At 51.1% G+C, this 13370-nt stretch carries 18 protein-coding genes; 16 read left to right on the forward strand and 2 right to left on the reverse strand.

Annotated features, from left to right (window positions below):
* The first annotated feature begins 39 nt into the window (after positions 1-39).
* From dnaJ to deoC, 6 genes are all read left to right on the forward strand, one after another.
* The gene (gene dnaJ / locus I8U19_RS04555) at positions 40-1179 is read left to right on the forward strand and encodes a molecular chaperone DnaJ (RefSeq protein WP_033101745.1); all 1140 of its coding nucleotides are present in this window, start codon (positions 40-42) and stop codon (positions 1177-1179) included.
* Positions 1180-1246: 67 nt separating this feature from the next.
* On the forward strand, positions 1247-2188 hold the full coding sequence (gene prmA / locus I8U19_RS04560) for a 50S ribosomal protein L11 methyltransferase (protein ID WP_198055303.1): 942 nt from the start codon (positions 1247-1249) through the stop codon (positions 2186-2188).
* Between the two features lie 17 nt (positions 2189-2205).
* On the forward strand, positions 2206-2952 hold the full coding sequence (locus tag I8U19_RS04565) for a 16S rRNA (uracil(1498)-N(3))-methyltransferase (RefSeq protein ID WP_198055304.1): 747 nt from the start codon (positions 2206-2208) through the stop codon (positions 2950-2952).
* Positions 2949-4295, forward strand: coding sequence for a tRNA (N(6)-L-threonylcarbamoyladenosine(37)-C(2))-methylthiotransferase MtaB (gene mtaB, locus I8U19_RS04570; RefSeq protein WP_033101743.1), 1347 nt, complete (start codon positions 2949-2951; stop codon positions 4293-4295). Before I8U19_RS04565 ends, mtaB begins: the two co-directional genes overlap by 4 nt.
* Positions 4296-4456: 161 nt before the next feature.
* On the forward strand, positions 4457-4894 hold the full coding sequence (locus I8U19_RS04575; protein WP_033101742.1) for an NUDIX hydrolase: 438 nt from the start codon (positions 4457-4459) through the stop codon (positions 4892-4894).
* On the forward strand, positions 4891-5562 hold the full coding sequence (deoC, locus tag I8U19_RS04580; protein WP_198055305.1) for a deoxyribose-phosphate aldolase: 672 nt from the start codon (positions 4891-4893) through the stop codon (positions 5560-5562). The genes I8U19_RS04575 and deoC overlap by 4 nt, the downstream gene beginning before the upstream one ends.
* On the opposite strand, the gene I8U19_RS04585 is transcribed toward deoC, so the two are convergent.
* Both I8U19_RS04585 and I8U19_RS04590 read right to left on the reverse strand, forming a co-directional pair.
* Positions 5559-6527 (reverse strand): Na/Pi cotransporter family protein, encoded by a 969-nt coding sequence (locus tag I8U19_RS04585; RefSeq protein ID WP_033101820.1) that lies wholly within the window; start codon positions 6525-6527, stop codon positions 5559-5561. The two genes, deoC and I8U19_RS04585, sit on opposite strands and share 4 nt — an antisense overlap.
* 161 nt (positions 6528-6688) lie before the next feature.
* On the reverse strand, positions 6689-7054 hold the full coding sequence (locus tag I8U19_RS04590; protein ID WP_033101740.1) for a hypothetical protein: 366 nt from the start codon (positions 7052-7054) through the stop codon (positions 6689-6691).
* Positions 7055-7148: 94 nt separating this feature from the next.
* Between I8U19_RS04590 and I8U19_RS04595 the strand changes: the two genes are divergently transcribed.
* From I8U19_RS04595 to I8U19_RS04640, 10 genes are all read left to right on the forward strand, one after another.
* Positions 7149-7493: a histidine triad nucleotide-binding protein gene (locus tag I8U19_RS04595; protein WP_033101739.1), complete on the forward strand. Its 345-nt coding sequence runs from the start codon at positions 7149-7151 to the stop codon at positions 7491-7493.
* A gap of 279 nt (positions 7494-7772) precedes the next feature.
* Positions 7773-7946, forward strand: a complete 174-nt coding sequence (gene rpsU, locus I8U19_RS04600; protein ID WP_033101738.1) for a 30S ribosomal protein S21 — start codon at positions 7773-7775, stop codon at positions 7944-7946.
* Positions 7947-7960: 14 nt separating this feature from the next.
* Positions 7961-8404, forward strand: a complete 444-nt coding sequence (locus tag I8U19_RS04605; RefSeq protein ID WP_033101737.1) for a GatB/YqeY domain-containing protein — start codon at positions 7961-7963, stop codon at positions 8402-8404.
* Between the two features lie 86 nt (positions 8405-8490).
* Positions 8491-9138 (forward strand): NfeD family protein, encoded by a 648-nt coding sequence (locus I8U19_RS04610; protein ID WP_052154348.1) that lies wholly within the window; start codon positions 8491-8493, stop codon positions 9136-9138.
* A 115-nt stretch (positions 9139-9253) separates the two neighbouring features.
* A complete protein-coding gene (gene floA, locus I8U19_RS04615) occupies positions 9254-10240 on the forward strand; it encodes a flotillin-like protein FloA (RefSeq protein WP_033101736.1) in 987 nt (328 codons plus the stop codon).
* A gap of 33 nt (positions 10241-10273) precedes the next feature.
* A complete protein-coding gene (locus I8U19_RS04620; protein ID WP_033101735.1) occupies positions 10274-10456 on the forward strand; it encodes a hypothetical protein in 183 nt (60 codons plus the stop codon).
* Between the two features lie 126 nt (positions 10457-10582).
* Positions 10583-10780 carry an alpha/beta-type small acid-soluble spore protein gene (locus tag I8U19_RS04625; RefSeq protein WP_033101734.1) on the forward strand — a complete coding sequence of 66 codons (198 nt, stop codon included), beginning with the start codon at positions 10583-10585 and terminating at the stop codon, positions 10778-10780.
* 119 nt (positions 10781-10899) lie between these two features.
* Positions 10900-11157, forward strand: a complete 258-nt coding sequence (gene yqfC, locus I8U19_RS04630) for a sporulation protein YqfC (protein ID WP_033101733.1) — start codon at positions 10900-10902, stop codon at positions 11155-11157.
* Positions 11158-11179: 22 nt separating this feature from the next.
* Positions 11180-12382 carry a sporulation protein YqfD gene (gene yqfD / locus I8U19_RS04635; RefSeq protein WP_232337227.1) on the forward strand — a complete coding sequence of 401 codons (1203 nt, stop codon included), beginning with the start codon at positions 11180-11182 and terminating at the stop codon, positions 12380-12382.
* Between the two features lie 4 nt (positions 12383-12386).
* Entirely contained in the window at positions 12387-13355 is a 969-nt protein-coding gene (locus I8U19_RS04640) for a PhoH family protein (protein WP_033101731.1), read from the forward strand.
* Positions 13356-13370 lie beyond the last annotated feature (15 nt).

Genomic DNA, 13370 nt, shown 5'->3' on the forward strand with positions numbered 1-13370 from the left:
TGAACCAAAAGCTTTGTGATCGGTAGAGGAGGTGACCCGGTGAGTAAACGCGATTATTACGAAATATTGGGAGTCAGCAAAGGTGCCACTGACGATGAGATTCGTAAAGCCTACCGAAAATTGGCGCGCAAATACCATCCGGATGTCAACAAAGCAGCAGATGCCGAAAAGAAATTCAAAGAGGTAAAAGAAGCATACGAAGTTTTGAGCGATCCCCAAAAACGGGCATCTTATGATCAGTTTGGCCATGAGGGTCCGGGTGCCGGCTTTGGCGGAGGCGGTTTTGGCGGAGCTGGAACCGGTTTTGACACCGATTTTGGGTTTGGTGACATCTTTGATATGTTTTTTGGCGGGGGTCGCCGCAACAATCCTAATGCGCCTCGCCAAGGTGCCGATCTGGAGTTTCGCCTGCAGATTGAATTTAAGGATGCCATTTTTGGGAAAAATGTGGATGTTGTGATCCCGCGCACGGAAAAATGCGATCAGTGCCGCGGTACCGGAGCCAAACCGGGAACGCACCCGGAAACATGTTCGGTATGCCACGGATCGGGTCAGGCGGAAATGGTGCAAAACACACCGTTTGGAAGGATTGTGAACCGCCGCATCTGTCATGCTTGTAACGGTTCAGGCAAGATCATTCGCGAAAAATGCCCCGCTTGTCGCGGTTCCGGCAACGTGAAACAAAAGAAAAAAATCAATGTCAAAATTCCGGCCGGAATTCATGAAGGGGCGCAATTGCGAGTTTCCGGGGAAGGAGAACCGGGGATTAATGGCGGGCCGCCAGGGGACTTATATATCACCATCTTTATTAAGCCGCATGACTTCTTCAGACGAGAAGGCGATGATCTTGTTTGCGAGTTGCCTATCACCTTCGGACAAGCGGCGCTTGGGGATGAGGTCATCGTTCCGACGCTGAACGGGCGGGCGCGGCTGAAAGTGCCGGCCGGTACGCAAACCGGAACAGAATTCCGCCTGCAGGGGAAAGGAGTTCCGCGTATGCGCGGCTACGGCGAAGGTGATCTGCGCGTGAAAGTCCGTGTGGTGACGCCGACCAAATTGACGGAAGAACAAAAAGAAGCCCTGCGCAACTTCAGTCGCCTTTGCGGCGAGTATATCAACAATGAGCAGTCCGGCGGAAACTTCTTTGACAAAATGAAGCAAGCGTTTCGCGGGGACTGATCACAGATGAAACGGGCGTGGATCAGCCCGTTTTTTATTTATCGTCAGATGAGGTGGGTGAATCGGATTGGACTGGATGGAAATTGTCATACACACAAATCAGGAAGCAGTCGAAGCCGTCAGCTTTTTGTTGCAGGAGCTGGGGGCTGATGGTGTCGCGATCGAAGATCCCGAAGTGCTCCATCGGGCATGGGAAAATCGCTATGGAGAAATAATCGAGCTTTCGCCGGATGATTATCCCGAAGAAGGGGTTCGCATCAAAGCCTATCTGTCCGAACTGGAAATTGAAGACCCGGAGGCGCTGTTGCAAAAGGTGAGGGAAGGATTGGAGCACCTGAAGCACAGCGGACTGAACATCTCCCCGGGGACGGTCACGCACCGGATGGTGAATGAAAACGATTGGGCGGATGAATGGAAAAAATACTACAAGGTCAGCAAAATTTCAGACCGGATTACGATTAAACCGACATGGGAAGAGTACGATCCTTCGCCGGGAGAAAAAGTGATTGAACTCGATCCCGGAATGGCCTTTGGCACGGGGACGCACCCAACCACGGCTCTGTGCATTCACCTGCTGGAACAGGCTTTAACCCCCGGCGACCGTGTGATTGACGTAGGCTGTGGCAGCGGAGTGCTGAGCATCGTTGCCGGGAAATTGGGGGCGGAGCATGTTCTGGCGCTCGATCTTGATCCCCTGGCTGTCGAAAAAACACGAGAAAATGTGGAAACCAATCATTTATCCGGGGTCATCGAGGCCAGGGAAGGTGATCTCCTCAAAGGTGTGGGGCAAACCGCCGATCTGGTCGTGGCCAATATTTTGGCCGAGATCATTGTGCTTCTGGTTCACGATTTGCCACGGGTGTTAAAACCGGGGGGAGCGTTTATCGCTTCCGGGATTATCGAAGAAAAGGCAAAATGGGTGGAAGCGTCGATCCTCGATGCCGGCCTTGAAGTGTTGGAAACGAAACACCAGGACGGTTGGGTGGCAATCCTCGCGAAAAAATGGTAAAATGGCAGGAGTGTCAAATGCAGAGATATTTTGTCTTACCTGAGCAAATTTCTGATGATGAATTGGTGATTCGGGGTGAAGATGTCCATCATCTGAAAAATGTATTGCGGGCCAAGCCGGGGCAAAACCTGATCGTTTGTGCCGGTCAGGGCTTGGATTACCAAGCGGAAGTGATGGAGATCGCAGCAAAGGAAGTGCGCTGCCGCATCATCGGCCGAAGCGTTTCCCGCGGTGAACCCCGAACCAAAGTGACCATTGCACAGTCCCTGCCCAAAGGGGATAAACTGGAATGGATCATCCAAAAAGGAACGGAACTGGGTGCGGTTTCGTTTATTCCGTTTATTTCAAAACGAAGCGTTGTTAAAATAGATGCACGCAAGGCAGACAGGAAGCGGGAACGGTGGCAAAAAATTGCCAAAGAAGCGGCAGAACAAGCACACCGCGGGCAAATTCCCACTGTCTCCCGGCCGCTTGCGTGGGAAGAGTTGCTGGAGCAAACGGAGAAGGCTGAGGCGAGTTTTATCGCTTATGAAAAAGGTGGAATTCCTCTGAAGGCGGCGATCTCATCCGTGAGTGCGAACAATATCATGGTGATCATCGGGCCGGAGGGCGGATTCGAGGAGCGGGAAATTGCAGCGGCCAAAGAGAAGGGAGCAATCCCCGTCTCTTTGGGTGCACGTATACTGCGCACGGAAACCGCTCCGCTTGTGGCGCTTTCTTGCATCATGTTTGCAAGAGACGATTTGGGAGGTGAAAATGGATGAGAACGGTGGCATTTCATACATTGGGATGCAAAGTTAATGCATATGAGACGGAAGCGATGTGGCAGCTGTTCAAAAAAGCAGGCTACGAACGCGTGGAGTTTGAGGAAGAAGCGGATGTTTACCTGATCAACACCTGTACGGTAACCAATACGGGTGATAAAAAGAGCCGTCAGGTGATTCGGCGGGCGATCCGGCGCAATCCCGATGCGGTGATCGCGGTTACCGGTTGCTATGCGCAAACCTCGCCGGCGGAAGTGGCTGCGATTCCAGGTGTCGACATCGTGGTGGGAACGCAGGGGCGTGACAAGTTAATTGAGTATGTGGAGAAATTTATCCACGAACGGCAACCGATCAACGCCGTAGCCAACATCATGAAACAGCGGGAATTTGAAGAACTGGATGTACCGGCCTTTGCGGACCGCACACGCGCTTCCCTGAAAATCCAGGAGGGTTGCAACAATTTCTGCACCTTCTGCATTATTCCGTGGGCCAAAGGGCTGTCCCGCAGCCGCAAGCCGGAAAATGTGCTGGCCCAGGCGCGCCAATTGGTTGACGCCGGTTATAAGGAGATTGTGCTCACCGGCATTCATACCGGCGGATATGGCGATGATTTTGAAAACTATAAACTGGCTGATCTCCTGTGGGATCTCGATAAAATCGAAGGGCTGAAACGGATTCGCATCAGCTCGATCGAGGCGAGCCAGATCGATGAACGGATTATCGAAGTGCTGAACGCTTCTGAAAAAATGTGCCGCCATCTTCATATCCCGTTGCAAGCAGGGGATGATGCCGTTTTGAAACGGATGCGGCGCAAATACACCACGGCTGAGTTCAGGGAAAAAATCCTTGAACTTCACGAGGCGATGCCCCAAGTGGCCATCACCACCGATGTGATCGTCGGTTTCCCTGGTGAAACGGATGAACAATTTGAGCGCGGTTATCGCTTTATCGAGGAACTGCAGATGTACCAATTGCATGTGTTCCCTTATTCCAAACGCACGGGAACCCCGGCCGCGCGCATGCCGGATCAGGTTCCGGAAGAAGTGAAACATGAGCGGGTTCGCCGCCTGATTGAACTTTCCAACCGCCTGACTGTTGATTACGCACAAAAATTTGTCGGCGATGTCTTGGAAGTGATCCCGGAGCGTCCCTTTAAAGAAGATCCGACCAGCGGTCTTTATATGGGATATGCGGATAACTATTTGCAAGTTGCTTTTCCGGCAACGGAAGACATGGTCGGAAAAGTGTGCCGCGTGCGGATCGATCGGGTGGAAGGCGAATATTGCCATGGCACGTTTGTGCGCGTTGTCGACGATGTTCCGCGTCCCGCTCGTGCGGTTTAGGTCACTGGCTGTCAGCAGAGTGTTTGCTGACGGCTTTTTTTATGAAAAGGATTTGCGGCATTTTAGGCAGATCATCTGTCTGTTTAAGCGCTTCCCGGCTTGTCTCGTAAGGGAAAATTGTGCTATGATCTCATAGCAAACAGTGGAAGGGATGGTCGAGGATGAGAGAAGTTTCCGCCGGCGGTGTTGTCTACCGGCAACGAGACAGGCGGACCGAAATTCTGATGATTGAAGATCGGTTTGGCCGTTGGACGCTGCCCAAAGGAAAAAAAGAGCCGGGAGAGACGGATGAGGAGACCGCCTTACGGGAAATCGAGGAAGAAACCGGAATTAAGGGCCGGATTGAATCCCGGCTTCAAACAGTTACTTACCATTATCTACATGAACTGCATGGACAAGTGGAAAAGAGCGTCGTCTATTATCTCGTGCAGGCGCTGACCGGAACGGAGACACCGCAGTTGGAGGAGATTAACGGTGTCGTCTGGTTGCCTGCCGAAGAGGCATGGCAAAAACAGCGGGAATTTGGCTATGATAACAATGATGAAGTGATGAAACTCGCTCTTGAGCAAATCAGGTTACGGAAAGGAAATGAATCATGAATGCAAAAGAACTGGCAGCGATGATCGATCATACGCTCTTAAAACCGGAAGCAACGCTGGAACAAATCCGCTTTTTGTGTGAGGAAGCAAAACAATATCACTTCGCCTCTGTTTGTGTCAACCCATTTTGGGTAAAGGAGGCGGCGAAGTTATTGGCCGGAACGGATGTGAAGGTATGTACGGTTGTCGGCTTTCCGCTCGGAGCCACCACAACGGAGACCAAAGTGTTCGAAACCAAGGATGCCGTTAAAAACGGGGCCGATGAAATCGACATGGTCATCAATATCGGAGCATTAAAATCAGGAGATTCGGAAACGGTCAAACGCGATATTGAGGCGGTGGTGAAAGCGGCAGAGGGGAAATTGGTCAAAGTGATCCTCGAAACCGGACTGCTCAATGATGAAGAAATCGCGGGTGCAAGCAAATTGGCCAAAGAAGCGGGCGCTCATTTTGTCAAAACATCGACCGGGTTTGGCAATGGAGGGGCAACCGTTGAAGCCGTTCGGTTAATGCGCAAAACCGTCGGTACCGATTTGGGTGTAAAAGCTTCCGGCGGAATTCGCGATCAGGAGACGGCGAAAAAAATGGTGGAAGCCGGGGCAAACCGGATTGGAGCCAGCGCAAGCGTCGCAATTGTCAGTGGCGGGCAGGGGAGCGGCTCGTATTAAGGGAGGCGGTGAAAATCGCCTCTTTTCCATGTCACGGTTTCATCGGGGATCAGATAGGTAATCCCCCGGGCGAACGGTTCGCAAAACGGCAGTACGGCTACGGAGCAAATCACGTTGAACAGCGTTTGGATATGGGCGATTTGGGTGGCTGGATTATCGGACAGATAAGGCGTGAATTGGCTGATCAACGGGATGAGCGGCGCAAACAGGATCACTCCGGCCAAATTTAGAAGAAAATGGGATAAAGCCACTTGTTTGCTGGCCGTGTTGGCGTTGACCGCCGCGAGGATGGCGGTGACACAGGTTCCGACATTGCTGCCGAAAACAACCGCGATCGCAAACGGCAAAGGGATGGCATGGGAGGCGTAGAAGCCCATCGTGATCGCGATGCAGGCGCTGCTGCTGTGAATGAGCGCGGTAAAAACAGCCCCGATGACAATCCCGGCCAGGATCGGATGGCCGCCATAGTCGATCACCCACTGGATCAGACCGTGTTCTTTGATCGGCGAAGCGATTTTCTGCATGTAATCGATCCCCAGAAAGATCATTCCAAAACCGGCCGTCGTTTTTCCCAGACGGGAGACAATGAGCTGCGGCAACATCCAGAGAATGGTGCCGAGGATGAGAAGGGGAAGCGCGAAATCCTCGATTTTAAGGGCGAGGATTTGCGTTGTAATGGTTGTCCCGATATTGCTCCCCAGAATGATGCCGATCGACTGGGCGAAGGTCAAAACACCCGCATTGACAAAACCGATTGTCAGAACCGTGATCGCGCTTGAAGACTGCAAGAATGCAGTTGTAATCGTTCCGGTCACAAACCCCCTGAACGGGGTGCGCGTGAACTTGAGCAGAATATCTTGCAGGCGATTGGCCGCCAGCGCTTCCAAGCCTGTCCGCATAAAGTGTAGCCCGATCATGAACACACAAAGCCCGATAAGAAATGGAATTCCGATTTCCCTGAACATGGTCTGCACCCACCCCTCCTGATCCTTTGCCTATATATATGGTGGACAGACAGGGAGCATGACCAGTAAAATGGAAAAGAACCGTTCGTTCAAGGGAGATGAGCGGACAAATGCCAGTTTGGCTGCAACACCGTTCCGGTTTTTGTCCGCGTGGAAATTGATCAAGAATCCTGAAATGGTTGCGGCCTTCGGGGAAGAAAAGGGGGAGAATCAAATCCGGTAAAATCGGGCCGGTACAGTTCGGGGAAACCCGGCAAGGCTCGCGGTTGTTCTCTTTTCGGTAGCAACTGCTTTTCCGGGTCGGGTTCGGGAGAACCAAAAATCGCCCACGTCTCCGTCTGAAATCCGTCCGCAAAGCGGGGAGGGGCAATTTGCTCCGCTTGCTCTCCAGCAGAAGTGCTGGCGGTTTCAGCCTCCGTTCCTTCCGTGTTTTGTCCGCTTTCGGACAAGGACCGGAGTTCCTCTTTGATCATTTTGCGGATCAGCCGCCGGAGATGGGATTCATAAGCAGAAGGTCGACGAACCAATTTATTCACCTCTTTTCCTCAACGTGTTATAGTATATGCTGATGAGAACCATGGGTGAATGTACTGATCCTAATCGAGAGTGGAGGTTCAAACAGTGGAATCCTGCATTTTTTGCCAGATTATCGAAGGGAAGATCCCTTCAAAAAAAGTGTATGAAGACCGCGATGTACTTGCCTTTCATGACATTGCACCCGCCGCGCCCACTCATGTCCTCGTCATTCCGAAAAAACATATTCAATCGCTGATGCACCTGGAGGAAGAAGATCAAGAACTGGTCGGCAAGATCCATCTGGTCATCCAAAAGCTGGCCCGTGAACTCGGCCTGGATGAAAAAGGATTCCGTGTGGTGAATAATACCGGCGAACATGGCGGTCAGACCGTGTTCCACATCCATTTTCATCTGCTGGGCGGACGTACCCTCACTTGGCCTCCGGGCTGATTTCTTCAATAACAGGCTGAAGCGTTTTGACAGGTTTTGGACTTGTACGTTATAATATAAAATGACTTTTTGTGTCCCAACGGTTTCCAGAGCTTGGGCTTTGGAAAAAGCCTGGGAAAGGCTTGATTTGGGCATCGTTGGTAGTTTTCTGATGCAGTTGTCGTGCTGACTCTCCGCTGGGGATCAGGCCGATGCTTGCGTGGAAATGTGTGGGTCTTTTCCTTTAGCTATGGCTGCGCGCCCAAACGGCCTAGCTGACCCGTGGAGGGAGGGAATAGCATGGTAGAAACCCGTGTGCGCAAAAACGAATCGCTGGACAGCGCTTTGCGTCGCTTCAAACGCTCTTGCGCCAGAGACGGTGTATTGGCGGAAGTAAGAAAGCGCGAGCGTTATGAAAAACCTAGCGTACGTCGCAAGAAAAAATCAGAGGCCGCTCGCAAAAAGCGTCGCTAAAGAGGTGGCAACTCTTGAGTCTTTTGGAACAATTAAACGAAGATATGAAGTTGGCGCTAAAAAATAAAGAAAAAACCAAACTCTCCACGATTCGCATGCTGAAGTCTTCCATCAAAAAAGCGGAAATCGATAAACGGCGTCCGCTTACTGATGAAGAGGTGCTCGAAGTGGTGTTGCGCGAAGTGAAACAGCGCCAGGATTCACTTTCCGAGTACGAAAAGGCAGGCCGGGAGGATTTGGTGCAAAAAGAGAAAGAGGAAATGGAGATCCTCCGCGCTTACTTGCCTGAACAAATGAGCGAGGATGAAGTAAAAGCACTTGTGCAGCAGGTGATCCAGGAATTGGGTGCTTCATCCAAAGCCGATATGGGTAAGGTGATGGGTGCTCTCATGCCCAAGGTAAAAGGAAGAGCGGATGGAAGATTGGTCAACCGCTTGGTGTCCGAAGCGTTGAGTTGAGTTATGCAGCAGCGTGTTTTAACCAAAACACGCTGTTTTTTTTCAGTCTGACCACTGAATCAGGAAGGGAGAGGCGGAGAAGAAGCATGTATGAGATCGCTCAATTTCTTACCAATCCCTATGTCATGGGCGTGATTGTGGCCATCGGTTTGATCGGAATTGCGGTTGAACTGATGTCGCCGGGTTTTGGGGCACCAGGGATCATCGGGCTCATTTGTTTCTTTTTCTATTTCTGGGCTCATTTCACCATGGGAACGGTGAGCTGGGGAGCACCGGCTCTGTTTGTGCTGGGGGCCGTTTTACTCGTCTTGGAATTGATGTTGCCGACGCTGGGAATTTTGGGAGTGATCGGATTTGTGATGATTCTTGCCTCAATTGTCATGGCGGCAGCCGATTTGTGGGCGGGATTGACGGCCCTTGTCATCGGCTTTGTGCTGGCCGGTATCATTTTATGGGTGCTGATCCGCTTCATCGGGTTAAAAGCGTCCTGGAACCGGATTGTGCTGAAGGCGGAACAAAGGAATGAAGAGGGGTATGTGTCCGCAAAAAAGCGTCGGGATCTGTTGGGCATGGAAGGCGTCGCCGTCACCCAGCTCCGTCCTTCCGGGTTTGCCCGGTTTGGAGAACGGAAAGAAGATGTTGTCAGTGAAGGAGAGATCATTCCGCAAGGTGCGAAGGTAAAGGTAATCGCCGTTGAAGGGGCCAGAGTCGTCGTACGAAAGATCGAGGACTAGTCATCTTTTCCTGATCATTCATTCAAAGAGAATCTCCATTTTTCATGACTTATGGAATTTTTTTGCGATATGATAGAATTGTCAATAAAGGAAATCAGTTGAAGGAGTGAAGGGAATGACGGGCGGAGCGTTGGGGGCTGTTTTGTTGGTCATCCTGATTGTTATTGTTTTATCGATTTTCTTCTCATTTGTACCGGTAATGCTCTGGATCAGCGCGATGGCATCGGGGGTTTATGTGGGACTCTCCACGCTGGTCGGGATGCGCCTTCGCCGGATTGTTCCTGCACGAATCGTAAATCCCTTGATCAAGGCGCGCAAAGCCGGCTTGCATGTTGATATTTCCCAATTGGAAACGCACTATCTGGCCGGAGGGAATGTGGACCGGGTTGTCGATGCCTTGATCGCCGCCCAGCGGGCTGATATCGATCTGATTTTTGAACGGGCCGCGGCAATTGACCTGGCTGGTCGGGATGTGCTCGAGGCCGTGCAGATGAGCGTCAATCCAAAAGTAATCGAGACACCGGAAGTCTCTGCTGTATGTAAAGACGGAATCGAGGTAAAAGTGATTGCCCGGGTAACGGTGCGTGCCAATATCGACCGTTTGGTGGGCGGAGCGGGAGAAGAAACGATTATTGCCCGTGTCGGAGAGGGAATTGTGACGACGAATGGTTCCGCTGACAGCCATAAGGATGTGTTGGAAAACCCGGATATGATCTCGGAAACCGTGCTCTCCAAAGGGCTGGATGCCGGAACCGCCTTTGAAATCCTCTCCATTGACATCGCTGACATTGACATCGGGAAAAATATCGGGGCGAAACTGCAGATCGACCAGGCGGAAGCGGATAAACGCATCGCTCAGGCGAAAGCCGAAGAACGGCGGGCAATGGCCGTGGCACTGGAGCAAGAGATGAAGGCAAAGGTGCAGGAGATGAGGGCTAAAGTGATCGAAGCGGAAGCCGAAGTGCCGCGCGCGTTGGCCGAGGCGCTCAAGTCCGGGAAAATGGGGTTCATGGATTATTACATGATGCAAAATATTGAAGCCGATACCAAAATGCGCCGCTCGCTGGGTGATGATGATCCGGAAGCGGATGCGGAAAATTAATCAGTCCCCGCTTCACACAAGGGAGGTGGTTTCATGGAAATTCGCATCTCAGCGCAAAAGCTGCGGAGCGGATCGCTTCAGGCGGTGAGAACCGGCTTGGAACGGGGGCAAAGGCCGGGCAAAAGGATTGGCTCGCTCCGTGAAGGGATGCGGATGAGAGAGATTTTAGGTCCGCCCCGCGCATTGAAACCGTATCGTTTTTCGCTGTTCCGTTAAAATTAAAACAAATTGTACTCGGCTCGTGAAGAGATTTCACGAGTCTTTTTTATTATTCATGGAAACAACTGCGTTTATTAGATTTTGCTTCAAATTTCATACTAAAAACCAAAGGAGGTGAAAGGCATGGCACGTCGATCCAATTCCAATCGCCTGTTGGTGCCGGGAGCGGCTTTGGTTCTTAACCAATTTAAAGAAGAGATCGCGGCCGAGTTCGGTGTGAAATTGGGTTCGGATACCGCCGCGCGCGCCAACGGATCTGTCGGAGGAGAAATTACCAAACGCCTGATCGCTGCGGCTCAAAACGAAATGAAAACGGAATAAGATGGAAGACGGCGGCATAGTAGGTCTCTATGCCGCTTTTTGTGTCTGCTTCATAAATCGGCCTTTGGGCGCATAAGAGTGAAAAAAGAAGAAGATCGGATGGGAGAGGGCGGGAGCTGATGCGCAAATGGGTTTCGGATTGGTTGGACCTGCCGGCAGAAGTGACAGAAGAAGTTCCACGGATCGAGATGGTCGGCTCGCGGCGGCTCCAGATTGAAAACTATCTTGAAGTTGAAAAATTCAGCCCAACCGAATTGAAGCTGAAAGTGAAGGAAGGAACCCTGCAAATCAAGGGGGAGAAATTAAAGATCGCCGTCATTTATCAGGATGGTGTGCGGATTGAAGGCGAGATTCAGGAGTTGCGATATATGAAGTAAGGGGAGAAATGCGGTGGCAGTGATGGGTTATCCGGCATTAGTCAAAGGAAAAGTCCGTTTGGCCTGTACGGGGGAACGGGTTACCGGTTTGATCAATCAAACGGTACAGGCAGGCATACATCTGGAAGATATTCAATGGGTTCATGAGCAGAAGCTCCACCTTACCGTACCATTAACGCATTTTTTTTCGTTCGTTTCAATCGCCCGCAGGAACAAGGTGAGACTGAAAATAGTCAAAAAAGAAGGTGTGCCGTTTTTCATGCGCAAGCTGAAGCGGCGTAAAGCGTTTTTGCTCGGTGTCGCTCTTTTTATTCTGCTCACGCTCTCTCTTTCTTCATTTGTCTGGAGAGTGCAAATTGAGGGAAACGAGCAAATTCCGGAACGATATGTACAAGCCCTCTTAAAGAAGGAAGGGGTGTTTGTCGGGCAACTTAAGGGAAAACTACCGGAAGCGGAAGTTATCCAGCACGATTTGCTCATGCACCTTCCAAAGGCTTCGTGGGTAGGATTCCGCGTGGAAGGGACAAGGGTGATTGTCACGATTGTGGAGAAAAAAGAGCCGGAAACAAAAAAAGAGGAGAACCGGGACCCGGGGCCCGTAAACCTGGTCGCCAAAAAGAACGCGATGGTTTATGATTTGCGCGTCGAGAGGGGAAATCCGCTCGTTGAGGTCAATCAGGTGGTGAAAAAGGGACAGATCTTGGTCTCCGGCATTTACGGCGACCCGGAAAATCCGGATCATGGAAAAATCGTCGGTGCAAAAGGAAAAGTGATCGGGGAAGTCTGGTATGAATCCAATGTATCGGTTCCGCTTGTGCAGAAGCGGAAGGTGTATACGGGAGAGCGGGTGAAAAAGCTGTCGCCATATCTGTTTTCCATGATCATTCCCAACCCTTTTGCCGAAAAAGTCCCATTCAAAAAGGTGGAAACGATTCGCAAAATCCACTCCTGTTACTTGGGGAAATGGCGGCTCCCGTTCGGATTGGTCGAAGATGAGATTTTGGAGATGAAGTGGGTGAAGAAGGATCTGACTCCCGAGGATGCCGTGATGTTGGGAAAAATGCGCGCGAGGGAGGAACTTCAACAGAGATTGGGGCGCAACGGACGAATTTTGGAAGAAAAAATTTTGCACCAGCGCGTGGAGAATGGTAAAGTGAATTTGAAAGTGCACTTTGATGCCATTGAAAATATTGCAAGTATACAACCGATTCTGCAAGGAGAATGAGCCATTGCAAAATCAAGATCATTCGCTGAAAATTCGCTTGCGGGATGCCGCAGAAGCACTTAGTCTATTCGGGCCTCATGACGCCTATCTGAAGCAGATTGAAGCCAATACTTCCGCCAGGATCTTTTCGCGCGGCGAAGTGGTGATCATCACCGGAAGCGAGGAAGAACTGGAGATATTGGATCATCTGTTTCGTGTGCTGCTGTCCTTGATCAGGCAGGGAAAAACGATATCAGATCGCGATATTGTCTATGCCCACCGTCTGGCCAGACAGGGACAAGCAGACGAACTGCTCGAACTTTATCAGGAAGAGATCGGCACGACGCAAAAAGGGAAGGCGATTCGCGTTAAAACGCTCGGACAACGCCATTATGTGTCCGCCATCAAGAAGTCGGATATCGTCTTCGGAATCGGGCCGGCCGGTACTGGAAAAACCTTTCTCGCAGTCGTGTTGGCCGTATCTGCCCTGAAAGCGCACAGCGTGAAAAAGATCGTCCTTACACGTCCTGCTGTGGAAGCCGGGGAAAATTTGGGCTTTTTGCCCGGGGATTTGCAGGAAAAAGTGGATCCGTATCTTCGCCCGTTATATGACAGTCTCTACACCATGCTGGGAACGGAACAAGTGGCGAAGATGATGGAGCGCGGATTGATTGAGGTGGCTCCTCTGGCCTACATGCGGGGGCGGACATTGGAAGATTCCTTTGTCATTCTCGATGAAGCGCAAAATACGACCCCCGAGCAGATGAAGATGTTTTTGACCCGCCTCGGCTTTGGGTCTAAAATGGTGATTACCGGCGACGTGACCCAGGTGGATTTGCCCAGAGGCAAAAATTCGGGATTGAAAGAGGCTGAACGGATTTTAAAGGCAGTACCGGAGATTCAGTTTATCTATCTCGGACAGGAAGACGTTGTTCGTCATACGTTGGTGCAGAAAATTATTGATGCTTATGAACAGGATCGAGTAAAGGAATAAGCAGCAAGGAGTCGG

The organism is Thermoactinomyces sp. CICC 10523 (assembly GCF_016055105.1).
Classification (GTDB): Bacteria; Bacillota; Bacilli; order Thermoactinomycetales; family Thermoactinomycetaceae; genus Thermoactinomyces_A; species Thermoactinomyces_A daqus.